General features: G+C 36.0%; 25 protein-coding genes. 11 read left to right on the forward strand and 14 right to left on the reverse strand.

The features are described 5' to 3' along the window. Positions 1-172 precede the first annotated feature (172 nt). A complete protein-coding gene (locus tag VHE99_11440; GenBank protein HVV69622.1) occupies positions 173-559 on the reverse strand; it encodes a hypothetical protein in 387 nt (128 codons plus the stop codon). 308 nt (positions 560-867) lie between these two features. Here VHE99_11440 and VHE99_11445 point away from each other — a divergent pair, with 308 nt between their 5' ends. Beyond that, a complete protein-coding gene (locus VHE99_11445; GenBank protein ID HVV69623.1) occupies positions 868-2,067 on the forward strand; it encodes an AAA family ATPase in 1,200 nt (399 codons plus the stop codon). A gap of 355 nt (positions 2,068-2,422) precedes the next feature. Continuing rightward, positions 2,423-3,661, forward strand: coding sequence for an IS256 family transposase (locus VHE99_11450; protein ID HVV69624.1), 1,239 nt, complete (start codon positions 2,423-2,425; stop codon positions 3,659-3,661). A gap of 2 nt (positions 3,662-3,663) precedes the next feature. Here VHE99_11450 and VHE99_11455 read toward each other — a convergent pair whose 3' ends face one another. Next, positions 3,664-6,261, reverse strand: a complete 2,598-nt coding sequence (locus tag VHE99_11455; protein HVV69625.1) for a tetratricopeptide repeat protein — start codon at positions 6,259-6,261, stop codon at positions 3,664-3,666. A 243-nt stretch (positions 6,262-6,504) separates the two neighbouring features. Here VHE99_11455 and VHE99_11460 point away from each other — a divergent pair, with 243 nt between their 5' ends. Further along, a complete protein-coding gene (locus VHE99_11460; GenBank protein ID HVV69626.1) occupies positions 6,505-6,786 on the forward strand; it encodes a hypothetical protein in 282 nt (93 codons plus the stop codon). Between the two features lie 492 nt (positions 6,787-7,278). Further along, entirely contained in the window at positions 7,279-7,857 is a 579-nt protein-coding gene (locus VHE99_11465) for a DNA-binding protein (protein HVV69627.1), read from the forward strand. A 610-nt stretch (positions 7,858-8,467) separates the two neighbouring features. Here VHE99_11465 and VHE99_11470 read toward each other — a convergent pair. From VHE99_11470 to VHE99_11485, 4 genes are all read right to left on the reverse strand, one after another. Next, positions 8,468-8,749, reverse strand: a complete 282-nt coding sequence (locus tag VHE99_11470) for an ankyrin repeat domain-containing protein (GenBank protein HVV69628.1) — start codon at positions 8,747-8,749, stop codon at positions 8,468-8,470. Positions 8,750-9,223: 474 nt separating this feature from the next. Next, positions 9,224-9,364 carry a hypothetical protein gene (locus VHE99_11475; protein HVV69629.1) on the reverse strand — a complete coding sequence of 47 codons (141 nt, stop codon included), beginning with the start codon at positions 9,362-9,364 and terminating at the stop codon, positions 9,224-9,226. 31 nt (positions 9,365-9,395) lie between these two features. Continuing rightward, positions 9,396-10,358 (reverse strand): hypothetical protein, encoded by a 963-nt coding sequence (locus VHE99_11480; GenBank protein HVV69630.1) that lies wholly within the window; start codon positions 10,356-10,358, stop codon positions 9,396-9,398. Then, complete coding sequence (locus tag VHE99_11485) at positions 10,339-10,854, reverse strand: hypothetical protein (GenBank protein HVV69631.1); 516 nt, start codon at positions 10,852-10,854, stop codon at positions 10,339-10,341. Before VHE99_11485 ends, VHE99_11480 begins: the two co-directional genes overlap by 20 nt. A 371-nt stretch (positions 10,855-11,225) precedes the next feature. On the opposite strand from VHE99_11485, the gene VHE99_11490 reads away from it, so the two are divergent. From VHE99_11490 to VHE99_11510, 5 genes are all read left to right on the forward strand, one after another. Further along, positions 11,226-11,423 (forward strand): hypothetical protein, encoded by a 198-nt coding sequence (locus tag VHE99_11490; protein ID HVV69632.1) that lies wholly within the window; start codon positions 11,226-11,228, stop codon positions 11,421-11,423. Between the two features lie 207 nt (positions 11,424-11,630). Continuing rightward, the gene (locus VHE99_11495) at positions 11,631-12,098 is read left to right on the forward strand and encodes a hypothetical protein (GenBank protein HVV69633.1); all 468 of its coding nucleotides are present in this window, start codon (positions 11,631-11,633) and stop codon (positions 12,096-12,098) included. A gap of 34 nt (positions 12,099-12,132) precedes the next feature. After that, positions 12,133-12,687 carry a hypothetical protein gene (locus VHE99_11500; GenBank protein ID HVV69634.1) on the forward strand — a complete coding sequence of 185 codons (555 nt, stop codon included), beginning with the start codon at positions 12,133-12,135 and terminating at the stop codon, positions 12,685-12,687. Between the two features lie 552 nt (positions 12,688-13,239). Next, a complete protein-coding gene (locus VHE99_11505; GenBank protein HVV69635.1) occupies positions 13,240-14,355 on the forward strand; it encodes a hypothetical protein in 1,116 nt (371 codons plus the stop codon). A gap of 388 nt (positions 14,356-14,743) precedes the next feature. After that, on the forward strand, positions 14,744-15,487 hold the full coding sequence (locus tag VHE99_11510; protein HVV69636.1) for a class I SAM-dependent methyltransferase: 744 nt from the start codon (positions 14,744-14,746) through the stop codon (positions 15,485-15,487). Here VHE99_11510 and VHE99_11515 read toward each other — a convergent pair. Continuing rightward, a complete protein-coding gene (locus VHE99_11515) occupies positions 15,480-16,811 on the reverse strand; it encodes a hypothetical protein (protein ID HVV69637.1) in 1,332 nt (443 codons plus the stop codon). The genes VHE99_11510 and VHE99_11515 overlap by 8 nt on opposite strands. Before the next feature lie 314 nt (positions 16,812-17,125). On the opposite strand from VHE99_11515, the gene VHE99_11520 reads away from it, so the two are divergent. Further along, positions 17,126-17,932: a response regulator gene (locus VHE99_11520; GenBank protein HVV69638.1), complete on the forward strand. Its 807-nt coding sequence runs from the start codon at positions 17,126-17,128 to the stop codon at positions 17,930-17,932. A gap of 162 nt (positions 17,933-18,094) precedes the next feature. Here VHE99_11520 and VHE99_11525 read toward each other — a convergent pair whose 3' ends face one another. From VHE99_11525 to VHE99_11540, 4 genes are all read right to left on the reverse strand, one after another. Beyond that, positions 18,095-18,739 carry a response regulator gene (locus tag VHE99_11525; GenBank protein ID HVV69639.1) on the reverse strand — a complete coding sequence of 215 codons (645 nt, stop codon included), beginning with the start codon at positions 18,737-18,739 and terminating at the stop codon, positions 18,095-18,097. 200 nt (positions 18,740-18,939) lie between these two features. Next, complete coding sequence (locus VHE99_11530) at positions 18,940-19,953, reverse strand: response regulator (GenBank protein ID HVV69640.1); 1,014 nt, start codon at positions 19,951-19,953, stop codon at positions 18,940-18,942. Then, a complete protein-coding gene (locus VHE99_11535; protein ID HVV69641.1) occupies positions 19,940-21,256 on the reverse strand; it encodes a HAMP domain-containing sensor histidine kinase in 1,317 nt (438 codons plus the stop codon). Before VHE99_11535 ends, VHE99_11530 begins: the two co-directional genes overlap by 14 nt. 303 nt (positions 21,257-21,559) lie before the next feature. Beyond that, the gene (locus VHE99_11540) at positions 21,560-22,438 is read right to left on the reverse strand and encodes a hypothetical protein (protein ID HVV69642.1); all 879 of its coding nucleotides are present in this window, start codon (positions 22,436-22,438) and stop codon (positions 21,560-21,562) included. A 1,033-nt stretch (positions 22,439-23,471) separates the two neighbouring features. Here VHE99_11540 and VHE99_11545 point away from each other — a divergent pair. Next, the gene (locus VHE99_11545; GenBank protein HVV69643.1) at positions 23,472-23,777 is read left to right on the forward strand and encodes a hypothetical protein; all 306 of its coding nucleotides are present in this window, start codon (positions 23,472-23,474) and stop codon (positions 23,775-23,777) included. Between the two features lie 59 nt (positions 23,778-23,836). Here the strand turns inward: VHE99_11545 and VHE99_11550 are convergent, their stop codons facing one another. The 3 genes from VHE99_11550 to VHE99_11560 form a co-directional block, all read right to left on the reverse strand. Beyond that, positions 23,837-24,775, reverse strand: coding sequence for an NAD(P)-dependent oxidoreductase (locus VHE99_11550; GenBank protein ID HVV69644.1), 939 nt, complete (start codon positions 24,773-24,775; stop codon positions 23,837-23,839). Then, complete coding sequence (locus tag VHE99_11555; GenBank protein HVV69645.1) at positions 24,772-25,491, reverse strand: queuosine precursor transporter; 720 nt, start codon at positions 25,489-25,491, stop codon at positions 24,772-24,774. The genes VHE99_11550 and VHE99_11555 overlap by 4 nt, the downstream gene beginning before the upstream one ends. Continuing rightward, the coding region (locus VHE99_11560) for a hypothetical protein (GenBank protein ID HVV69646.1) at positions 25,457-26,031 on the reverse strand (575 nt) is incomplete at its 5' end. The genes VHE99_11560 and VHE99_11555, both read right to left, overlap by 35 nt.

Consider the following 26,031-nt stretch of genomic DNA (forward strand, 5'->3'; position numbering starts at 1 on the left):
TTTTGATTAATGTCATGAAGAAAGCCAGGTGATTTTTTAAATCGATTCCATTTAAAAAATCTGGAAAAAAATTTAAATAAATTCCTATTAGCTATTTTCAGAAGACAGGAACCGCTGCACCAGATGAAAGGCAACACACCCAGCGCAAGGGATATCACTGCCACCACGCGAGCTATAGGAAATCCAACCCCTTTTTTTGGGTGTCAGGCTGGGGATATTCTTCTTGATTTTCCGCCGTGTCTGGCATGGAGACTGTCGACCCATCAATTAATTTTACAGGGCGATTGCGCCATAACCATTTAGCTGGCACTTGTTCCACTAGCTCGTTACCACATTCTTTGGCAAGACCTGAGAGAACTTCTTCTGGTAATTTGGTGCGTGCTTTGCAATAAGCTGCTGTATTGGCACTGGGAAGTTTTTTCCCTTGACTTGCCAACCAACTAATAATCTGCACAAGACCCATTTGGCACGATTGATCTGCCGAAATAGCTTGTGCTAAAAAACCAAAAATAGTGACATCTGGTGTAAAAATACGTTCCCTGTAAGTGATGTTCTCCATGTGTTTAGCAATCTTCTCAGACGATAAAATATCTTTGAAGGGCAATTCTTTACTTGATCTGAGTGTTTCTAAAGTGAATGTTCATATGCGTCTCCTTACTGTAGGTCTGTTTTTTTGCAAAACCAAACATACACTAATGTGAGACGCATTTCATTAACCTTATGTTTTAAAAGTATAATTTCTTAAGTTAGTGCCATTGGATTCTAGAAGTACTTCCTCATAATGCTTTTATGTATTTGGAAGGCAAAAATCATGAGAATGATTTTCTTCCCGACTTATTTAAGTCATATTTGGAAAAATTAAATCGCATGAAGCTTAAGCTGTATGAAGAGGGCAGAATAATTAAAGATGATGAAATTTTTAAAACTATTGGCTCAAATCCACCCTGGCATATTATTAATGGTTTATTTAGTGAATATAGAGGTTTTGCATATAAAATTAAGCCTCCAATTGAAGGCATCAGGTATATACCTAGTTTCATCGATATTGACCTAAATATTGAAATTCCATTTCAAGAACTATCTTCTGGAGAAAAATATATCGTTTTTCTTACTCTTTGGGCATGCAACCAAATTTTAAACAACGATAGTAAGTTATTGCTTCTAGATGAATTTGATGCTCATTTAAACCCGTCCATGAGCAAGGTATTAATTGATATTTTATTTAATACATTAGTTACTAAATTTGATATTCAAGTAATAATGACTACTCATAGCCCATCGACAATTGCTTATGTAAATGATAATAATCTTTTTTGGATGCAGAAAGATGAAGTCATAAGAAAAAGTTCTCGTGCTGAAATGATTCCGATACTTTCTGACGGTATAATTACAGTTGATAACAGAGCGGCAGACTTAAGCCTCACTTATCAAATTGATTTTCACAAAGGAAAACCTATAGTTTTTGTTGAAGGTATAACAGATAAAATAATTTTAGAATCTGCCTGGAAATCCCTTCATGGAAAATCAATGCCTTTTCATATAATTGATTGCTTTGATTGCTATTTTTTAATTAATATGTTTAGACGAAAGGAAATTTTTAAAAACTATGAAAATCAATTATTTATTGGATTAATGGATTTTGACGATGCGTATTATGAATGGAAAGACAGAGTTAAATACCCCAAGTCTGGATATACACTTTCTGCTTATGATTCTCGCAAGGGACTAATTTATAAAGAAGACAATAATATGGGTTATATGTTATTTCTTCCAGTGCCAGAAATCAGAAGTGATTATGCCGACAAAGATATCAAAGCTTCCTGCTTATCAATCGAATTGCTTTTTTCTAATGACGTAATTGAAAAATATTGTGAAAAAAGCAGATTTGCTGGCGGCGGTGAAACTCTCAAATTTAAAGATAGTTGTAAAGCAGATTTTGCCAATCAAAGCAGGTCATTTGATTCTGAAAAATTTTGTAATTTTCAACCCCTTTTTTCAAATATTATAAACATAATAAAAAACGAAGTAAATTACGATGCTATGCTGCAAGAAACTGAAATGTTTTAACCTAAATTAAGAATCCGACAAATTAAGCTTGGTTTTTTTTCTTATACAGATAACTGAAAAGAAAACCTCTCCTAAAAATACTTTGTATGGAGGTAAGCGATAGCAGCTCAACATATAGCTGACAAACAAGCTGCTATTGCCGAAACCCGTTGTTCTGAACTAGAGAAACAATTGGCAAAGAAGGAAGCTATAACTCTCAAAGAAAAAAATGACCTTGTCTATACGCTCTAAAACTCAGTTTCAGGTATCAATGGACTTGGAGTTTCCTGAGTTTCTGGAGAAGGTGGGTAGTGTTTAAATAACTGTGTCAGCTTTCTTAACGAGGTATACTACCTCAAAATTAGGAGAGCTGAAAATGAATAACAATAAAATCAATCTGAATGAATTTGATTTTAATCAATTCCAACAAGAAGCCATAACAAGACTAAAGTCTGGCCAACCCTTGACAGGTGTTGATGGAGTGATAACCCCTCTAATCAAGCGAATTCTTGAAGCGGCATTAGATGGTGAGATAGAAGCTCATTTAACTGACTGTAAAACTAATGGTTTAACTAATCGCCGCAATGGCAAAACTCCAAAGACAGTTAAAACAGGCACTGGTTCATTCGAATTAGAAACCCCTCGCGATCGTGATGGCAGCTTTGAACCTGAGATTGTCAAAAAACGACAGACTATTTTAAATGAATCTCTGGATAATAAAGTATTATCTTTATACGCCATTGGGATGAGTTATGAGTCTATTACACAGCATCTCCATGAGCTGTATGGACTAGAAGTATCACCCGCAAAGATAAGCCAAATTACTGATAAATTATTGCCTGTTATCGCTGAATGGCGATCTCGCCCACTGGAAGCTATCTATCCTATTGTATTTTTAGATGCAATGCATTTTAAAGTCCGAGAGGAAGGCAAGGTTGTAAGCAAAGCGATTTATTCGATTCTTGGTGTTAATAAAAATGGTCGTAAGGAAATTATAGGTATTTATCTTTCTGAAAGCGAAGGGGCACGTTTTTGGCTAAGCGTTTTAAATGATCTTCGTATTCGTGGAGTAGATGATATTCTAATTGCTAGCATTGATGGCCTGAAAGGCTTTCCTGAAGCTATTGCGGAAGTATTCCCTAAAACAGAAATCCAGCTTTGTGTGGTGCATCAAATCCGCAATTCTCTGAAATATGTTGTTAGTAAAGACCAGAAATCCTTTATGCTTGATTTACGCGAAGTATACCAGGCTTCAAGTTGTGATGTTGCTGAGCAGCATTTACTTGAATTAGGCGAAAAATGGGGCAAGAAATATCCCGCCGTTATCAAATCCTGGCATGCTAATTGGGAAACATTGTCGCAGTATTTTAAATACCCGCAAGAGCTACGCCGTATTATTTACACAACTAATATTATTGAGGGTTTTCATCGGCAAGTCCGTAAGTATACTAAGAGCAAAGGAGCGTTTGTTAGTGAAAACGCGCTAATGAAATTAGTTTACTGCGCCTGTCAGAAAGTCATGGAAAAATGGTATCAACCTATGCATAATTGGGCGCTGATAGCATCACAGTTACAAATTTATTTCGAAGACCGTTTAAATTTAGATCTGAGATAACTTTATGCTGACACAGTTTGATGAACGCTCTCAGAAGGTGAGACTTCAATTTGAGATGATGGCGCGGAAGATGTATTAAAATTAAATGTGTTTGGATTATTTGTTACAGTGGTAGCCAATTGCTTTGTGGGAGAGTCTATTTTGGATGTTGTTGCAGCTTCTACAGGATTGATCTCTCTCGTCTTACGCTCCTTTTCTTCCTTGTTTTTTGTAGTAGCCAGGGCTGCAATTTTTGATTGCATAAATAAAATCTCTTCTTTTTTTCCTATTTCAGTAAAAATAGCCAATGCCGTTGTATAATGTGAAATTGCTTGTGGAAATTTCTTTAATTTTTCACTTGCTGTAGCTAGATTAACATAAGATTCAGCTACTTTTAGATGCATGAGGCCATATATTTTTTTTTGGACTAGGCAAACTTGATAAAATGTATCATAAGCATTTTCTGGATTAGCAGATAAAAAACAATGACCGATAGCAGTTAATAAGTTTGTTCTATGTTCATCAATAATAAATCTATGAGTTGATTCGTTAAAGTCTTCTAAATATCTTAAAATCAGGTGTGCATGACGTTGTAATAAATGCACACGATCATAATCAGCATAAAGTTTCTGTAACTCGGTATATAAGAGATTAGCGATTGGAAAAATATACAGCGATAAAACCATATCTTTTTCATCAAATTTCAACACGGCAACATGATGGTTTCTAATTTCTTGTTGTAAATCTGGAGAGATGGAATAAGCATGAGTGTTTTGATCGTAAGCTAACAACCTCTGGTTTTGTAAAATATCTAATGAAAAAGCGATATTTGTTTTAGATGATAGCAATGCTGACAATAATTGTTCCGGTATAGCTTTAGGATATAAATAAGCACAATATCCCATAATAGCGATAGAGTTCTCATCCATCTGTCCTAAAAGTGATATTTTATCGGGTACTTTTGGGTATTCTGAACCATTTGACTCCGTTGATAGTACTTTGACATCTTTATCTTTAGGTGATTGACAAATTTTACAAAGCTTTTCATATGTTTGGAATATTTTGTTTTGATGGTGTGGAGAGAATATACCATGCTCGAGTTCAGTTGATAAAAGGGTTAAATCATTGCGACAAATATCAACTTGTTTTTTATTAGCTCTAGATGGAACTGTGGTAGAAATAGTCGCTATTAATTCAAAACATGCACTTAGCATATCTTGAGCTGAAGGAAATATAATTGGATTTCGCACTAATGGTACTGGTAAAGGAGCAGTTTTAAAAATAAAAGTGCTGCTCCCTATAACTAATATTTTCTCATGTATAATCTCAAAAGGAATTCTAAAATCATTAACATATGAAAAAACTTGGCTGCCAGGAGACGCGCTGGAAGGAGGGTCTGATTCAGCTCTTATGCCATATCCATTACGTGTTAGAACAGAGGAGTCGTCAAAAGCTGTACCATGGGTGATGATAATATGGCAATCCAATTCAATACCATTGAATCTTCTCTTCAATTTTTTCATGATATTATGGTCATGGCATATTTCAATTCCAATATTAAGTAATTTATTTTGAGTGATTGGTAAACTAAGAACCGTACTGGTAAATTCCCATAAATTCTTTATGCCATAGCTTGTTAGAAGTGTTCCTTCATTAGGCAAGGGAGTTTCACCCATAAATATTAAATTTTTATTGAGATCGCATAATGTATCTTCACCATATTCTTCAATGAAAACTTTGGTGTTAATACCTTTATCAGTTTTTTTTAAAAAAGTTTTCTCGTCAAGTAAGTGCTCCTGGTTAATTACTTTGCCATTTTTAAGCCTATCAGCTACCAATGGCGCCCCTTTTTTTATTAACCGCACCCATTTTCCGTTATAAAAAACAGGAGCAATATTTTGTACGTAAATAGATGATTTACCTATCTTTGTCGATTTTTTTGTCCCCCCTCTATAAAAAAAAGTATGGTCATCACCCAAAGAATCCGTACTAACATAAACTGATCCAGGAATAATTATGACATTGGGATATTTAGCACTTAAGGTGACCATTCGGGTATTAAAGAAATTAAAAACCGTGTCCCTATCCATACATTTTCCGCGACTCTCTGATTCTTCAGTATCAGTAGATATTTCAGCGCCTCTAAAAAAATCCTCTGGACACACTAGCATAATTATTTCGGGATTATTTAAATCGCTTTCTATTATTTGCAGTATATTAGTTAGAACTGCAATCCTATCTTCTAAGCCTATTTCAGTTCTTCTTTTGAAATCCAAAGTTGATTCAATTTGCATTTTTGTTGAATCTGCAAAATCAATAGAATTAGTAGTGTAGAATTGTATTTCTGCAAAGTCAGCCTGTAGCTTCTTTCCAGCGGTTAATTTTTTATCCAAAACAGCATGAGGGAATTTCCAGGAGTATAGAATACCGATTCTTGTTACTAAATCGTTAATATCTTTAAAGGAGTAAATTGTTGATGTATCACGCAACCAGTCTGATAAAACAACATCATTAATTTGAGGATTCCATACGAACCCCTCCGCCGCGGCTATTTTCTCGCATTGACTGGATAATTCTTTTAAGAATGATATATCCAGGATAGTGCTGCCTATCTGTATCATTGTCATCTCCTGCGCGGTGAGATTCGGATTTACAAATGATGGCAGAGCTGGACAGAGCGTGCAATAATAATTCGCTAAGTGGAGTGAGGCTAAGTTGTTTGAAGTTTCGAAGTTAGGATGTAAAGCCTCACATATGACGATAGTAATAAAAAATTCATTCCATCGCTGGAATCATATGAAAATTATCTTGAAAATATCAAATAGAATCCCCAATACTAGTGTATCCCACTTTTAGGAGAAATCATGTCAAATAAAATAAAAATCTGGCTAGCTGTTAAAGCTACTGATGGTGATAGCGCTAATGGATTTACGACCCATGGCACTAGACCTCATTTTGTTTCCTTGCCTAAAATACCTAAAGTATTTGATTATTTATGCGATGTTAAGAATAATTTTTATAGAGTTATAGATCCCACATTTCAATATGGAGATGAAACGGAAATAACTGCTATTCCAGTTGATAAATCAGATAGCATGTGGAAAGAAAATACGCAAATGGGAAAATACATACAGTTGCCATTTTAACCAACATGTAAGAAGAAACATCTAAATGTTTAGCCAATACTGACTAAATGTTTACTATTTATCAATTTATCACAGCATTCGCGAGTGAAGCGAGCTCCTTGCATGGGCTGTATTGCAGTCCATAAAGCGCCTGCACAAGGCTGCATGAAAATCTGCTTGCATAACAGGTGCGCAACAACACCGTGACCCGCCACGGGCTAACGCTTCTGGAATTAATTGTGGCAATTAACATAGGCTCTTGAGAAATCATAATCTCTACTGCCCACCCACTTCTGCCAAACCCGCTTTCAACTGATTGATTATGCATCTGATTTTCAAAGTAACTTGTCAATCATAAGATAGAGAATTACTGTCGCCAACCCCAACACATTCACTTTGAGCTGCTCCCTGTATTAATCGAATTCATCAACCTCTTGACTCCATTTTTAAATAACATAAAATAACGTTATTATATTAGTATCGTTATTTTATGTTATTTATAAGGAATTACCCATGCGTCAAGAACTCATCACCTACGATTTATTTTGCCAAGCCGCTTTAAAGATGCAGGACGATGGTGAAAAAATTTCAGTTCGCACCATCCATAGCCACATTGGCGGCTCATTTGCCAAACTGGCAGTGTTTTTAAAACGCTGGCGAACAGAGCAGTCACATGCTCAATCTCAAGTGGACCATGAAATCTCAACTAATTTGAGACAAGCGATACTGGCGGAAATCGGTAAGGCAAAAGCAGAAACTAAAGCTCAATCAGAAATACAACTTTCTCAAGCTAATGAACAACTGGAAGAAGCGCATGAAGCCTTAGCCAAGCAGGAAATAGCGCTAGAAGAATGTACGCAGCAGATCAGCCAGCTTAAGCAGCAAATTGCCGTAATGAATGAAATGCAAAATCAACAAGCAGAAAAATTCCAGGCTCTCGAAAAGAAGCTGGAGCAAGCGATAGCAGCTCAACATATAGCTGACAAGCAGGCCGCCATTGCTGAAACCCGTTGTTCTGAGCTGGAAAAGCAATTATTGAAAAAAGAGGTTGTAGTCCCCAAAGAAAAAAATGATCTCATTGTAGATGGTTAAGATGATTAATGTTGGGATTTTTTCTGCTCCCAACTTTAATTTAAACGATATTTATCAGCCAGCCAGCCAGCCAGGCTTGACATATTTGTAGCTCGATATATTATTTGATGCTTGTAAGTCGATTACTGCATGACTTTAAACAGCAGTATAAATCAGGCGTAACTACGATGAAATTCCCTGATTGCCATGCTTCTGGTGGTTTCGTAGCTGCACTCGTTTTCTTCGGGTATTCTTCTCATGCCTTCAATAGCTATTCGGCTATTTCTGCTTTCAATTCGATCTTCAATCTTTCACTCTAGTCCTTACCACCGCTGGTGATGGGGTGGCGAGGATAATTCCTCATTGTAATTTGCAGCGTTTTTGCGACCCAAGTAAGCGGCTTCGACAGCTTATAAAATCGTCTCCCAGGAGGCGTCGTTTTCATAGCAATATGAAAATGTCACTTAACTGTTAATGTTGGAATGTTGGCAACAAAGCGTGATGGAAGATAATTCCATCACGTTTACTTTTACAAGATGGTGGGAATACTGTCATTTAGCACCCTAATGCGCCCACCCTAAGCCCCTAAAAGGACCACCCTAAACCCTCTAAAGGACTTTCAATAATCCTTTTAGTGCATAAGCATATGAGCGGATAACAACGCCACCATGTCTGAATGAACATGCGTACATGCAACATCAAAAGGAGATATACCATCAATGGATTTAGATCTCGGATTAGCACCTGCCTGCAATAACAATTGCGCACTTTGCAAAGCATTAATTTGTGCAGCAAAGTGTAATGGTGTTATGTGCGCATAGTCTTCATATCCGTTAGGGCCAAAACCAGATTGCAGTAGTTCAGCAGTTCTTGCTACATCGTCAATTTTCATTGCTTCAATTAATTGTTCCATAAGAGTCTTCCTCAAATTTCATGTTGGTTTTCAATCTCGATCTTCAGCAGGCAAGTTTACTGATGAAGTAGATTCAATATACCGCAAGAGCATTCACAGTGAAATTAGTAGTTATAGCGTTTTTATCAAAATTCTGGAGTATTTTTGTACAAATCTTGCTCGCAGGTTGTGCCAGCTGGGCTCTGATGTCTTTATGCACAACTTTATTCACAATTTCTGTGGATAAGATGGACCTGCAAATTTTTAAGACAAAATCTAAGCAAGAACCTAAATATTATAAGCTAACGACAATAGGTATTATGTGCTGAGAATCACCTCTTACAAAACGAGAAGATATTTTTATCGATCAATGTTTCCTATCAAAAGCAAGATTCGTGATACTGCTTCATAAACTGGTGAGCGCCGCGAACACCTTGTATGGACTTCATGTCCATGGAAGCGCCTGCACAGAGCCATCATGAGAATCTGCCAGCGTTAACAGGCGCGAAAACCGTGCCAGCACGGCCAGCGTTTCTCAAAGCCATTGAGGCGTGAATGAAGGTTTTTGCGAAATGCATCTGCTGCCACAGGCCCATAACCTGCCAAACAATTTCTGTTTGAGGCTGCTATTGTCATAAACTCACGCGTAAAAAACTTAAGAAGGGGCTTAGCGCAAATAGGTTTGTATTGCCTCTTCAGCCCGATAATGCCCCATCTGTTGGCTGACACATTCCACTGCCTTATCCCAAGTCATTCCGACCTGAAGCATCCCCCGCAAGCGCTCCTGCGCGAAAGTGTGGCGCAGCCCATGCAACCCTCTGGAAGTGAAAAAAACTTGTCTGCTCGCCGCACTCCAAATCGCAGATAAATTCAAGCCTGCAGGTAAATCATAATATTGTTTGGTCACCACATTGGGCTGGTTACGCTCTCTAAAATCACGTGGCTGTGGCAGGCGATATTTCGCCAATTCCTCCGCAGTTTTGGACGAAATAGTCGAGACATATTCATGGCCGCCTTTGCCAATAAAACTCACCTTTACCCAGTTTTCTCTACCTGCAAACCGATCGGTATGCAGCTTGTTTAAACGCGCATTTTTAACCGGTCGTTCGGCCTCTAACCTGATGGATGCAAAGTCCTTAGCACGGCATCCAGACTCTTGTAATATTTGCATCGCCAAGCGCTCAGCTGGCGCTGTGATATGTTGTCGGATAGCTTGTATTTGCTCGAAAGCATAAGCCCGAGTTTGACTTGGTTTATCCCGTTTATCGCTGGTTCTGGATGGCACTACCAGGTTTTTAACTAAAGGTAGCGTCCCTAATGCTTTGGCATATCCTTGCACCGTTCGCACTCTGATTTTTTCGCGCAGACGCTGGTCAATATATGCTTGTGCCTGCTGTTGGGTGATGTCTTTCAGGCGAGTAATGCCATGGGCTTTTTGGATAGCTTCAGCTGCTCGCCCCAGGTCGCCTTGATAGCGCTGCACTGTTCTGTCACTCCGTAGAATAGCGCCACTGGCTTTGCTTTTGCCACGATTAGCACGGGCATCAATATATTTTTCTGCTTGCTCTCGCAATGAATATCGCGCGTGTCCTTGAACCCTGGATTGAGCATCAGATTTCTTTGGGTTCATGGTTTAATACTGCCTGCAAATAACGCTGTACGCTATGGTGAGATACCACCAATCCCCTTTTGGCGCGCAACCAGAATTGGATGTCTCGATAAGAGGCGTCTGACTGATACAGAGTGAGAATTTCAGGGTGATATTTTTCAAGTTTGCGTGCACCTGGGATAGGTGAACGGGCAGAAGCTAGCCTGCGCAATTGTTTGATTTCGGCCAGCTCTTTCTGGGCTTCTTCTCTAGTCATGGAATGAAAATTATAAAGCTTCGGAGAGCGTTTCCTGGCAATGCGTCGGACTAGTTTTTCAGGGCTTTCTCCCTTAAGTAAAGCAGTGTTAATAGCACCTATCAGATTGCGACAGACTTGGGAAATTTCATCGGCTGTGAGTCTCATCGTCAGCTGTTGTAAGTGGCAATATAATTGGCTGTTAGTGATGTTACTATTAATTAATTTATCTGTATTATCTGTCGCAAAAGGTTGTCTTGTTTTTACTGTCTCTTTCTTCATAGCAAAATTCCTTGATTTATTTTTTAAATCAGCAATTTATATTGCGTCAAAAAATCTGTACCCTGACGGGCGCAGCCCGTCAGGGTACACTCGTGCTGTTGCTGATTTGGCGATATATTCTACCAAATTTTTAACCGGTAAATTACTGTATTTTTGCTTGAGTTTAGTTCAGGAATTTTGCTAGCCAAATTAGCAGCAGCACACATTACAGTGCACCGAAAATTAGCACCTATTCGTAGTTGTTTTTTTAAATAAACTTTGACCTATTCCCGAAGCTAAAGAGGCACAAAAGTTGCATAAAAACTGATAGACAACCCACAATAAAATACCTATGCTATCTCAGAATAAAATTAGTGAAAAAGGAGTCGACTATGCCGTTAATTAAACCCGTGAACCTGGAAACAGTTTCAGTCAGAGCTAAACTGCCCAAAGCCTTAGATACCGAAATAGAACACTACATTAAATGGGCTGGGGTTACAGACAAAGAATTCTTTCTGGTGGAAGCTGCTAAATATCTGCTAAAGATGGATAAAGATTGGCGAGTTTACAAAGACACTACGAGCAACTAAGCTTCCTAAAATTTAATATTGTCAGACCCTGTTGAACAAAGCTGAAATCATCAAAGTTATCGCTGATATAGCCCAAACCTCTCAGATTTAAAATGAATCTAGTAAGCATCCAGTCACTGGGGCAACGTCAGAGTAGTTTTGTAGAATAAAAATTTAAAAATCGATAATATTTATTGTTATCTTTATTTCAACCTTGGAGTTTAATACATGGTAATAAAACGTAGAACTACAGCAAAGAGCAAATCTGCTGATTTTTCAAAGCAGGTTCGTCAGTTAGAAACCTGTCTGAAACAAGACCAGCTCAGGTTAGAAAAAATCTATCCTAAGGTATTAACCGACATTGATAAATCAATAAAGCAAACTACCATGCAGTTAAAAAAATTGAAGGCGAAGTCTAAGCCAGCAAAGACAGCTAAAAAATCTATCAGTTCGACAAAAGTAAAGCCGGTTAATACTACTGCTCTGGAAAAGCAGTTGGAAATTTTAAAAGCTGAGAAGCTGGTATTGCAGGTGGGTCATAAAAAATTACTGGCTCAGAAAAAAGCACAGCAAAAGTTTGAGAAAATTTGGGCGAAAAAATCCGTTAAGCCGAAAAAAACTCGAAAGAAATCTCATCTAAAAAAATTAACAGCAAAGTCTATCTCTCACCCGGATGATTTACCTGACCTGAGGTAAGTTTTAATGGACTTTAACTTAAAAGGGATTTTTTATGAGAAAACTACTATGGGCAGTAGGCTGCTTGTCGTTGATAAGCATAAATGGTATCGCTGAAGTCAGTGGCAATTATGCTGTTTGTTCACAACCTTATGCGCTGTGCACTACGGCAACCTGCAAGCCTGTACCAGGGAGTAAAAGTCAATCGGTCTGCTCCTGTATTGTTCAAGATGGTGCGTCACTGGGTACTTTGCCCTGTGACAAGCGTAAGCCAACAACCAACAGCCAGGGACAGCAATTGCTATTTTCTAATTTTTCCTTTGAGAATGCAAAGACTAACTGGGTTATGACTTGTAATAGTAATCATCCTTGGACTGATTGTTTAGATAAGCCATGTACTGTCGACCCACAAAATTCTAATCAGGTAACATGTACCTGTGAGATTAAATATACGACCAGCTTTATCACCTTTGGTGGTCAATGCGCTACCGCCAGTTGCGGAACCACCCTTTATTCAGGAGCCACTGCGACTATGCTAGAGCAAGGCAGCCAAGCATTGGTCAGCGCAATGCATTTAGCGAAATCACCTATGCAAAATTGTCCGCTTTGACTTAATGAAATCGACAACTAGTAATCTGGAATCACTGATTGTACCTAGGGGCGATGATTTTACGCATTATCATTATTAGAATTTAGCAAAAACCTAAATTTCTTTTTAACCATAATCCTATGGCCTACATTTTTTTAATTTCCACTTTGCTTTAATGCTGGCGCTCAATAGGACCCAAGCGCCTGGTCAGTTATGAAATGAGGATTAATAGTATGCTCTACTCATAATTAACCAGGAAGGAGGGCTTATAGAGATTCAACCAAATGCAGTCAAAATATAAGCTTTTTATAATCAGTTGATTGTAAATTCAAGCTATAGAGAGACCAATAAAAGATAGACCTGTCCCGCCGTTTTTGTCCTAGATGCCAAAGAAGATTTTTATTACATTTTTGGTTTTCCCCAGCTTGAAAATAAAACAGTTAAGTTTGACCCCCTCCCCAAGGATTGAAATGAAGTATAGTGTGATTAGTTTTATGCCGCATACCGACAATATACCGTTAAGATCATTAACGGATAGGGTGCGATTTTTGCGATTGCTAATTTTTTTTAAGGATGATAATTGAAGCCCTAAATAATTATATCCAAGGAAATTATGCTCATTTTGATGCGCAAGTCAGCGAAAATTTATGTCAAATTCGTGCATATCAACTAATCCAAACTTTGGAAGAAAACAAAGAATATTGTAAAAATAAATTATCTAATTTTATACAACAGGTTAAGGAAATCCAACATCGATGTGAATCTTTATTGGTACAATACGAAGCTTTAAAAAATAAACAACCCAGCCATTACCTAAAATTCATACGTCAGTCGACTACGCTAAAACAAGTGCTTGATGAACACAAGCTTGATGTAAATTTTTTAGAACCAGTATATTTTCTAACCCAAGCTTATGTGCTATCAAAATATAAATTGACTGGGGAATTTGAAACTTCTCATGGTATTGACTATGAAAAAATATGTCAGAGTTTAGGGAATATATCGAAAACTTATGCTCGAAAAATAATACATCGCCTGCAACGCAACCTGTCAGAGTTTTCATGTCAATTCTTGTTTAAGTTGCTATATGGATTAAATGCTGAGCAATATGAACTATGCTTGTTGAAATCCTTATACTTTAAGGATGAGGTTGGGCGTCATGTATTGCCCTGTTATGAAGTAACAAAAATACTGCTTATGCATGCTTTACACAGCAATAAGCATATCCAGGTAGTGGTTGCTAGAATCGCACAGAATGAAAAAGATACCATTGAATTTACTTTACAACCTTCTCAGAAACAAAATTGTTATATTGTGGATTATAAGTCAGTTGGGCAAACAAAGCGCGGAATAATGCTTTTTACTGGGTTGGCTCGTTACAAACAAGAAAGATTGGAATCAAGAGAACATTATTTAAAGCGATTTTCAGCAGCAGGCTTTGAAACTATTGTTCTGTGTAATATGGCGCAGCATCCCCAATACCCAGGGATATTGTTAGATAATAAGAAATATAATCCATACATGGAACTTGACTTGAGCAGTCAGCCACATGATTACTCTAAGAAACGTCGAAGCACAGAAGAAGAATTTTTAAAATATAAGTATTTAGCTGCCCAACTAGGATGTAGCCGAAAAGATGCAGGCTTATTTTTGCTTACGCATATCCGTTGTAATACCGCCACAAATTGAGGTAACGCTACGATTTCCAACACAAAACGAATTGCGCGATTAAGACAAAACCTTAAGGGATGCTTAAATTAATTATTTGGTAATAATGTATTTTTCTAATTTTTGGCATGAGTAACTGAGCCTGTAAGCTTAGTATATAATTCTAACGTTCCAGTAAAAGACCACCATTAATAAAAAATATTAATTTCTTGTTAGGATTATTGAACACTAAGCTTGACAGATCATTACCTTAATTTGGCACATTTGGTACGTATTTCATGGCTTTTCTCCTAGTTTTGTATATTGAGCTTATATGGTATCATTAGCTATTAACTAATTTCAAGGATTCCAATCTAATTCAAGGAGATTAAATAGTAAAAATAAATAACTCACAAAGGTGCTTTGATACGTGTCTTATTCTACGAATGCAATTGTTTATACGAACGAAAAATCTCTACCACGAATAAATATCCCCCACATAAAAAGCGTAAAAAATAAATGGACAAATGATGATGTAATTGAGTTTTACGAGAAGATTCCTATAGATGTTTTACGCAATTGGGCTATTGAAGGAGGATTTGAAGAAGGGTGCGATATTGATTTAGCTTACCCGTATATTGCTGATACCCGTTCTCTTATTGATTTAGGTGGCGGATACGGTCGAGTAACAAATAGACTAATAACTAATGGCTATCAGGGAAAAATTTATATTGTCGAACGCAGCCAAGGTTTTTATGAACACCTAATAAAAAATTTTTCCCAGCGAGCTAATATCACTCAACAAGATATTCAACGTTTCTCTCCCGTACAAAAAGTTGAGGCAATTTTGTGGATGTGGTCTGGAATAGGAGATTTTTCAAAAGAAGAACAATTGCCTATACTAAAACAAATCTGCACTTGGTTGAAACCTGGCGGTACTTTAGTTTTAGAAACAATATTGCACACATGTGTACCAAATAATGCAACAGTTAATGACGGGCGATCTTTTGTAATTTCTACAAAATATGGAACTTTTTATGGTTACAAAGCCTCTTCTGAGGAAATTCAGGAATATGGTGAGCAGCTTGGCTTTAAGTATATTAAGCATATTAATTATTTAACTCCTTTAGGGAGACCTCGTGTCGTACATATTCTGAGTAATACGGTTATTTAATTTTAGATGAAATACGGATACAGCCCCTTAAAAATGGGCTGTTTATGGGGAAATTTTTATTCATACCTTCAGGAGTTTGGATAAAAGTTTTGTCTTCTTCAGGAATTTCTTTGCTCAGCCGAATACCTTTATAATTCTCAGGATCAGTATGGAAAAAATCATATTGTATTTTTTCAACTAAATCAAAAATAGGCGTGTCTCCAAGATTTAATTCATCTAAATGTATATCGACTAAATATTTTGCTAGGAGTGATTTTATTTGATATAAATCAAATATCTTGGTAGAACCTTTTCTTGATTTTGGAGAAAATTCGGTTGTAGTCGGATACTGTAAAGAATAATAAATTGGCCGGGATATTTCTTTCTTAAGAAAATGTGGATGCATAATAATGGGGGCATATTCTTCTAGTTGATATATCGACTCAATACATTCTTGTAATCTGTGAATTGGGGCAGCTTCATCATTTAGAGCAGATGCGAACCCAGGGAATGCACCAGTTCCTATAGCCATCAAATGTTTTACCGTATCAGATATATAGGGATTTGGTTTAATATTACGCTCATTAAGAATCAAAGAAAAAACTAAGTCCCACAAATATTTATTACGAAAAAATTCACTGCCCAGCCAAGCATTTCTATATAAATATAGCGCAAAATCACTCCATTTCTTGTCATCTAATCTATCAAACCATTTTTTGGAAAAAAATAATATCTCGGTTGTCCAGGTTTCTCCGAAATCAGGATGATTGGCTATTTCTCGAAAAATTTCCCAATGATCTAGCAGCGAATTGGGCTTTTCTGCCTTTAACCCAAAAGCACGAGTTAACTTACCGAATCTCATCGTTTCAGAAATTTTGGGCAACATAAATATGGAACGTGATCCCGCTGTCATATTCCAGATAAATATGGGGTTATGAGAACCCATTAAATTTAATACCCGCCAGGTTCCAAACATTTTTCCCGGCTCTATTAATCCATAAAGAGGAATTGTATGGTTTTCCATTACGATGAAAAATTCCGCTAAACGGTTTAAAAGGATGAAAACGGGGTTAGAACCAAGGTTATAATTTATTTTATTTCGGATATTTGCAGGAGTACTACTATCATTTAAATGAATTAGACTGCCCTTATTATCTGGGATATAAAGATGGCCATTTTTTAAAATTTCACTACCAAAATGGTAGCGAGCCTTAAATAAAGTATATTCTGAGCTAGGATTTAGTTCATCTATAATTTTAGCCAGTATACTATTTTTTTGTGCAACATCCTTTCGAACGTCCTTCCACAGCAATTCCTGGATAGTTTGCGTTTCATTATTTGGCATTGAATTCTTTCCTTTGAAATTACAACCTCCATTATATTAACAAATAACCCCCAGAATTAACTAGTATTTTTTGCTAGCTAATTTCATTAATGCAATTTGCTAATTTTTTGTACAATTTTAACTCCAGCTTATATATGGCTTAATATGCTAAGTAATTGTTAAGGATAATATATTGATACAAAAAAATTGGATAATTTACCCTGACAATAATGGCAATTAAAAAACTGCCTGATATTTTCACCCCGTAAATTATTTTTGGGAGCTATTTATCTAGAAGGAAATTTTAACCTCTAACTATGAGCGTAAAACATTAAATGCTGCAAACTGTTTCCTTAATTAATAAACCAAAAAATTCCAAAAGAGCCTTCTCTAATACAAATTATAGCTTCCGGGATACTCCTGAAAAGTATATTGCCTTTCTGAAAATCAACAAAATCGTAAATAGCGATAAAATCTCAAGCAAACAACCTTCTGGGATTCAGCTAAATGAGGGCAATAGTCAGCTTTCAACAGATTCGACAGTGTTTACCAGTACAGAACAGTTGCGCGTCCTTGTTGTAGAAGATAATTTAATAGCCCAAGATTTTCATAAAAAGATGCTAATGGACATGGGGTGCCTGGTTCACACTGCCGAAAATGCAGCGGAAGCAATGGCTATACTGCTGCATAATTCTTATGATCTGATTCTATTGGATATTTGTTTACCCGGCAAAAATGGCTATGAATTAGCAGTTGAAATAAGAAAAATGCAAGAAATAAAGCCTATGATTGCAGCTGTTACTATCAATACTGATAAGAATGTAAAAGTTCAGTGTGACGCAGCTGGAATTGATCAAGTTTTCTGCAAACCCCTGAACAGAGAAAAAATAAATTTGATTCTGGGTAATATTAGTAATGTGAAAAAAAATAGAGTTCTGAACTTATACTCAGAACAGGTATTGCTAGATTATTACGCTGTAGCAATTAAAAATGCCCCTAAACCAGATGGCATGTCTAAATCTCAATATTTTAATTATCTTGCTATTCAATTGTTAGAAGAGATGGGTAATAAGTTCCCAACTCAAGTAGCAATTGATTGCGTAGAATCTTTTATTAAACGTCTTAATCGAAGAAATAACTAGCAATTTTTTATTCATTTATCCTAAAACCACTTTTCAAATGGATTGACTCCGGTTAACCTATTTGAGCAATAATTTCAATCTGCGTGGTGCAGTTCACACTTGCGCCTAAGACCCTATCGTAATTTCAATTTATCCGCAGATTAATTTTACTGGGTGGTCAGGCTAACTATCTATCTTGACCAAGCCGCTTTGAATCGCTATGCGAATAGCTTCTGCATCGGTTTTAGCGCCAAGTTTTTTTAATGCGCCAGAGATGTAGCCGTTGGTCGTTTTTTTGCTGAGATACAAACTCTTAGCAATATCAGTTCTATCCATACCGTTGGCAATCAAGATAAGCATTTGCAACTCGCGATCTGTAAGTTGCACTACTGAGGATAAATTATTTTTTGAAGTAGCATGAAATGAAGCGATGGAATCTGCTATTAATGGGTCAATATAGCGATTTCCAGAATAAACTGTCTGGATTGCATGTATCATGTCTTCGCGCTTTGCATGTTTGCTCAAATAACCGGTTACACCTAGATTTAGCAATCGTGCGGGTACAAGCCCAGTAGTGTAGGCACTAAGGATCAATATCTTTGGCGTTGGTTTATTACGCAGTAAGCGCATTACTGCTTCAAAACCACCCATGCCTGGCATGTTCAGATCCATTAGAATAACATCTGGGTCAAGTTCTCGGACTAAACGAATAGCATCTTCTCCACTTTTAGCCTCGCCAGTTACAACAATGTTTTCAACATCACCTAAAAGTAACTTAATGCTAGTACGTACTAACTCATGGTCATCGACTAGTAAAACCTTTATCACGCAGGTTGCTCCTTGTCGTTATTGAGGTGACAGCGATGCTACAAATCCCGGCAGCCCAACTTTCACATTGCGAGTTACAAATGCTTACCATAGTTGCGAGCGGGTTCAAAAACCTTGAAGCTAACACGGATACAGAAGCAATTCGCATAGCAACTCATGGAATGGTCAAGATTGGCAGCTAATCTGACCACTCAGTAAAATTAAGTGGATGAATTGCTATTTAGGTATTCACTAAATGGAAAAATTTTATTTTGATCTATTGGAAAACCAGGAAGACTTTTTAATATTGAGTAATGATATTGCTTGACTCCTTTCACAATTTTCGCAGGAAATAAATACTTACTCCAATCCCCATTAGTCGCATCTACATATTCATCAAAATTATTGAAATGCGCTATTACCTCTCCTTTTTTCAATGATTCTAGAAGTTCTTTTGGTGCTCCTTCGTACTCAGCTTGTTGTGCAAACTCTCGAATTTCATCCTCAGTTTTAACAATTAGCCATGTTGGGGTACCCGAGTCATCCAAAAATAAAAAGCTACCCGATGCATCTAGTAAATAATAGCTAGACGCTGCAGCATCATTCTTAACCTGATTAAAAAGATCAATAAACACAGGGTCACTTAAACAAATGTTTAATTGTGGAGGTAAATTTTGAAGAACAAATTCTGACAGATCATGAAAGTACTTATCTTGTAGTTCACCAATAGCTTGATTAATCATTTCAGCTAGTGACTGAGTATCTTTTTTTAAAATGAACTTGTGAATTATTCCCTCATTAAAGAGTTGTACAGCAAAAGATTCATCCGCTTGTCCTGTAAGCATAATTTTTTTTATGGGTACGTCAGATAAATTTTTAAGCAGTTCAGCTCCATTCATTTGAGGCATAGCATAATCCACGACAATAACAGAAATTTGACCATAATGATTTCGACTATAGGCTTGTTGAAAAATGTTAGAAATTTTAAGGTTTACTTGGTATTGATTCTCCGCATACTCTTCGGAATCAGGATTTGCTGAAACAATTTCTGACAAAAATTGATTTTGTGTCTTCAGATTTTTTAAAGCGTTCAAGGCTTCCTTTGGATCTAAATATGTTTTATAAGGTATATTGGGATTTAGCTTTAAAATGATACTATTTAGAAAGAATTTGTCATCATCAACAAGCACACATGTAGTTGGATAATATAAACATGAGAGTTTAGATGTTTTCATTTTGTTCATCCTTGACGTTTGTTTTAGGGAATCTAAGAGTAAATTGAGTATAAAGACCAAGTTTCGAGGCGCAACTAATATCGCCTCCTAAATTAGTCATCACCATTCTGCAAAAAGCTAAACCTAGCCCAGTTCCATTGATGTTGGTTGTGTAAAATCTGTCAAAAACTAGAGGAAGCGCTTGTGATGGAATTCCTTTAGCCGTGTCTTTGAAATATAGGATATTATAATGATCCTGAATTTCACACCATATGGATATACTTCCTTTACCTTCTGCTTCTATATAGTATAAAGCATTTTTCATTAAATTGAAAAGTACGTGCTCAATCAATACCTTATCCCCTAAAAATGAAAAATTATGCTGGTTATCCCATTCAATTAATGCTGCTTCGCCGGATTTGAAAGGATAGCGTTGAATTGCTTCACCAATGCAAGTATTGATTTCACATTTTTTATGATTACCAATAAAACCGGCACCTTGCTTAACATTCATAAGAATCATGTCAACGATTGTATTTGAATAATGTGCTTCCGATTGCAAGTCATCCAAAATCGTTGATAGTATCTCATAGTGTTTCGGTGAAATAGGTTTGACTGGAAGACCATGCTCCTTTGCAGATGAGTAACCCTCTATTAAAGTAGGGAAATAATCTTTTACCCCATCAAGACCTACTGCTATTGCGGATAAAGGAGTACGCAATTCGTGAGCCACTGTAGCACCTACTGATTTCATTGCTTCTAATTTTTCTTGTTGAATGGTTGAGGTTCTATAAAGAAAGATTTTACCTGCGACGAAAACAGTGGCGTACGTTGGTAGTGTTTGTAAAAATAAAGTGGGGATTATAATTTTATCCGTAGTAAGAACATAACATATCCAGGAAACGAGGGTGCCTAATGTAACGATAACGAGAAGATCAATCCAATCTACTAACAGCATTAAATAAAATATTCCTGTCATTGTCGTTAAAAGCCAAACAATTGACGAAGAATTTTTAAACAGCATAAAAGTAAAGAAAAATGGAAAACAATAAAATAGTGTAAAATACCAGTATAGCGGAAGGATTCTTTTTAGTTTTTGAGGCCAATATTTATGAAATATCAAAAAAAAGCAGAGCAAGCCTCCAATCAAGCGCAGATATGAATTTTGATATTCATTAGGCGTTACTTTGTTCCATATAAAGTAATATGCGATAAAACTAACAAAGCCAATCACACCAAGCGGAATGAATTGATACTCAGTGTCTTTTGCTTTCCTGGTAATTTTTAACCAGAGTTTTTGAAATAAACCGCGTGTTGATTTCATATTGTTGAACTGAGGAGTTAGATTCAGTTTGATATTAACTTCAAGTTAATTACTGATGGACTATCAGCCCCAATAGTTTACATGAAAAAATAATAAAAACCAAACTGAATATACTGGAATTATCGAAACAAGCAGGAAAAGAAGGTTCAAATAAATTGATAATTATATGCGAAAAATCAATGTGGTTGACCAAAAATGAGGTTATCAAGGTTTATCGATACTTCATTCTTGGCCAATACTACTTGCGCATGTTGCAGGGAAAGAGAGGTTACTGCCAGCAAAATATGCGCTATAAACGCTAAATTACTGAATCAAACTAGGCGTTTTTATTTTAGAACATAATACGACAAAGTCGCAGTAGTTTTCGTCAATCTCTTCCGCAAACAGATCAACCGACGGATTAACAAATATTGATTTACTGGCTTCAACTTTCAAACCGCGTTGTTTTAACCAATTTAATGCTATTTCTTTAGTTTCCCAGGCAATAAAGTGCCGAGGTATAATGGGACCTATGGGTAGTGAGATCAAAAATTTAGCACTTGGATAGGATAGCTGAACATATGTATCCAGGTATTCTTCAGGCTGATATGTGTGCTCTATTGAGTCTTGAAAAATATATAAGTCAAAATCACCTACAAATTCATTTTTATCCATATCCGTTTTTATAAAATCAATTTTTTTATTCCAGGACTTATCCCACAATCCTAGCAAGACTCTTGCGAATGAAAACGCTGATTCATATAGATCACATAAGGCTAAATGAAATTGATTTTCATTTAAAACTAATTCTTTTACATATTTACTGGGCACTCCGAAACCAATATCAGCAGCATTAGTTGGATTTGCCTGCTTTATAAATTCTAAAATTGTTTTTTGTCGGGTTATGTGCCAGCTGCCCTTCAATAAATTATGAATATGTAAAACAACACGATTTTCTGGTGAGTCGTAAACCAAATTTCCCTTCGTAGAAAAAATATCAAGATTATATTCTAAAAAACCCTGAATTATTTCTTTTTTAGTTAAATTTAATTCTGCTAGTAAACTGTTAAACTCTACTGAATAATGTGGATTATCCATAACAGAGTTTGCAAATGCTATTAGTTTTTCCTTTTTCTGTTTTTTGTTGATTAAATCTCTATCAATCCATTGTTGAGACGTGTAATTATAATGTTGTATTGTCATTTTGATACTCCTATCTAAAAGCAATTGATGAGAATTGTATTTATGTACCGCCTTATACCCTTAAAGAAGCTGGTCAGAAAAAACTATATCTAACCAGGTTGAGAGCAGATATGTTAATCTGTTGGCCATTTATACTTGGCCATTCGGATTTTCCATTATCTTTTCTCTTTAAGGCAGCATCTCCTTTTGCATTTGCTCGACAGGCATTTTGATGAACTAACAATAATATATGTAACTTCCAGCTTCGCAACAATGTACAGTAAGATTTTAATTCTTAAGATAACATCACTAATTCGAAAACGTCGATTTAGCAATTGACTCTTAATAGTGAGAGGGATCACTCAATGCTTTATGAAACCTAAATTCAATTTAAGAAAACTATAAGGTATTACTACCATTCAACATTGAATGACAACTATGTTTGTAGATGTTATGCAGATTCACCTAGTCTTTATCTCTAGGATGCAATGGGATATACTATCTGATCCTACGTCCAGGTGAAACATTTTTTAGCACTTTTTGTGGTTTTCTAAAATCTGGGAACAAAATTTGCGGAAACAAACAATCATAGATCAATAGTTTTTTCTTTTACTTTGAATTGAATTTTTATACATTAATAATTTTATTATAGTAGAAAAAAATATATTTTCTTGCAGAAACAAGCAGTAGTTAGAATATTATTTTAAGTATTTGATTGGTTAGAAACTGAAATTAATCAGCAGACAGTATATATAATTTGAGTTTACGGATTTTCATGATCTGCGTACACCTCATCACTCTTCTGAAGAAAAATGTTTATCTGAGCCATGATTATTTGCAAGGTGAGCGCGGCAAAGCTATTTACACAATTAATTTCATTCGTTTTTAACATTTCGATCATTTACCTTTTGAGCAACTTCCTAGACTAGAGCTTCCTACAACATTATATGCAAAAAATAGGAAATTTAAATTTCTTTTTCTAATAAATCAAAGACATAATCCATAGCTAGGAGTGACTCACAAATAGTTTAGAAAATAATTATCAGGAGTTACCATGGAAGATCAAACTTCTAAGAAAATCAATTTAGAACAATATCGCGCACTGTTGAATGCTGTAAGTGATGAAGGGGTAAAATTTATAAATGAAGCAATCCAATCTATGATGCCCGCAGAACATAGGACAACGGAAACCTTTTACAATGTAGTGCTGCATATCGCTGCAAAGGCTATTTGTACTATAAATATTAACGATCAAGAAGCCAGAAAAAGAGGTTCAGATTTTTTTTGTGAAAAGCTACCTAAGCTGGTTAGGGAGGCTCGCGTCCTGCCAGTCCCCGCTATCAGCAAAAACCGGCATTAAGCAGCGTGAACAGCATCATGCGTGCAGTTTAAAAAAATAAGGTCAGCATTTTACGTTATCTAATATTTTGGTGCATTAATAACCCTGCCATTCTCATAAAACTCTTTTATCTGATCTATGGCCGGTTTTAAAACATCCAGCACATCAAATATGCCAGAAATATGCGGAGTTAAAAATATTTTTGGATGACTCCAGAATGGGTGCTCTTCTGGCAATGGTTCATTACCAAATACATCTAAATAAACTTTGTTTAGCTTGTCAGTTTTTAAAATTTTTAACAAATCGTCCTCAATGATATGTCCCCCACGGCCTACATTGATAATGCAACTTTGATCTGGCAATAAACTCATAGTCTGTGCGTTTAATATACCTTCAGTTTCCGAGTTAAGCGGTAGCGCATTGATTAATATGTTAGTCGTTGATAAGAACTCAGAAAAATTATTAATAGTAAATGATTTATTAACAAAGCTTTTCGTAGTTTTTGAAAATCCCTGAACTTTTTTACCCAATTTGATTAAAGTTTCAGCTATTCCTTGACCCACCCGTCCTAACCCCATAATTCCAATATTGTCATTTGCTATAGAGTAAGGTTTTGATCTATCCCATATTTTTAGTTCTTGATTTTTTCGATGTCGACTCATTAACAAGGTATAGTCAAGAATACAATATAGGATGTGCTCTTTCATGCGATCTAATGCCGGTTGATAAATCACTCTACTAAGCGGTATTTTAGATTGTAGCTCCTGGATAACATCATTTACTCCAGCATTTAAAGAAATGACAAATTCTAAGGAGGGAAATTGCTTTAAAATATTTGCTGGTGGAAAAAAAGCAATTGCGTAGTGATAATCTTTATATTGATCTATTGTTTGATTGACGAATAAGTCTATTTGGAAGGGTAATCCCAATGACGAAGCATGGTCTTTTAGAAAATCAACCATTTTTTGTTTTCTTTCGTCTGGTAATTTTTCACTTAAGAGACAGAATATTTTTTTCATTTGCCTAGGCTAAATTTAAAGGGATTATAGTTGACATTGGTATCATATATGTCAATGCCTTCCATGTTTTTAAGATAGTTACTCGCCGCATAAATAAATGGAATGGTGCAGAGCTCAAAAGATAATTTATATAAATAGGATAGTAAATCATATGTTAATATTTCGTGTATTTTAAGAACACCATACCTTGATATGATTGAGCCGATAACTTGATAAGTAAAATCGCCTAAGAAAGTAGATGCGATAGAACGTAACCACAGTGATTTTCCTCTCCAAGCAACCTTCAGCTTAGAAATTAAATACTGATTCACTATAGCACCAAAATATAGTGCAAATAAAAAAGCCACTAAATGACGAGGGTAAGTAAAAATAACTATGTTGAATGCATTCTGATTGGCAATTTTATCTGGTAAGGGTAAAGTTGTTGAGAATAAGCTGAAACAAAAAAAGAGTAATATGCCTACGATACTTAACTGGGTAAGTTGGCGACATCTTTCATATCCATACACTTCGGTGACAACATTTTGTAAGAAAAAAATGAAAGGCAGTAAAAAGAAATCAGCACCAATGAATATCTTTCCTATGATAGGGAAATTAATAAAAGATAAACGTCCGGCAAGTGCCACAAGTGCAATTATCATAGAAGTATAAATAGCGCATATTAACGGATAAGCATTGAGGCTAGTGATTTCTTTGGTATCTAAAATTTTGTTCATGGCAGAGTAATTTCCTGGAAATTTCTTGATCTACTCTAAAAGCACTTTTTGACCCCAAACCAGTTAATAACACAGGGTTTGAGACAATATCTTGTAGTTTTATTTCCATCGCAGAAGATAAGCCATCCGCTTTAGGATAGATCATTAATTTTTCTTCGTTTAATTTTGGGCTCAAAATATTGGTGACGGCCAATAAAGGATCAGTTTTTACAGTTGTTAGAGGTTGTTTATTTTCTTTGAAAGTAGAATATAATTCCTTCAGAAAACTAACCACACTTGCGTCAGTTGATATTGAAAGAGCGCCTATAAAACAGGCATCAACCGGGTGAACTTCACTTATGACTTCTTCATTAATTGAATTAATAGGAATGGTACATCCTGCGCGCCTTCCTCTTATATGAAGAGATAAGTATATCAAATTTCCCTTTTCCTCAACTCCGTCTAAATGATATAAATATCTTTTTCCATATCCCCAGCGAGACCAGGTCAAGAAATAATCTAAAAAGCTGGAACATATTTTATAAAGTGTATGGAACAGGT

The sequence above is a fragment of the Gammaproteobacteria bacterium genome (assembly GCA_035546635.1).
In the GTDB taxonomy this organism is placed as follows: domain Bacteria; phylum Pseudomonadota; class Gammaproteobacteria; order JAURND01; family JAURND01; genus DASZWJ01.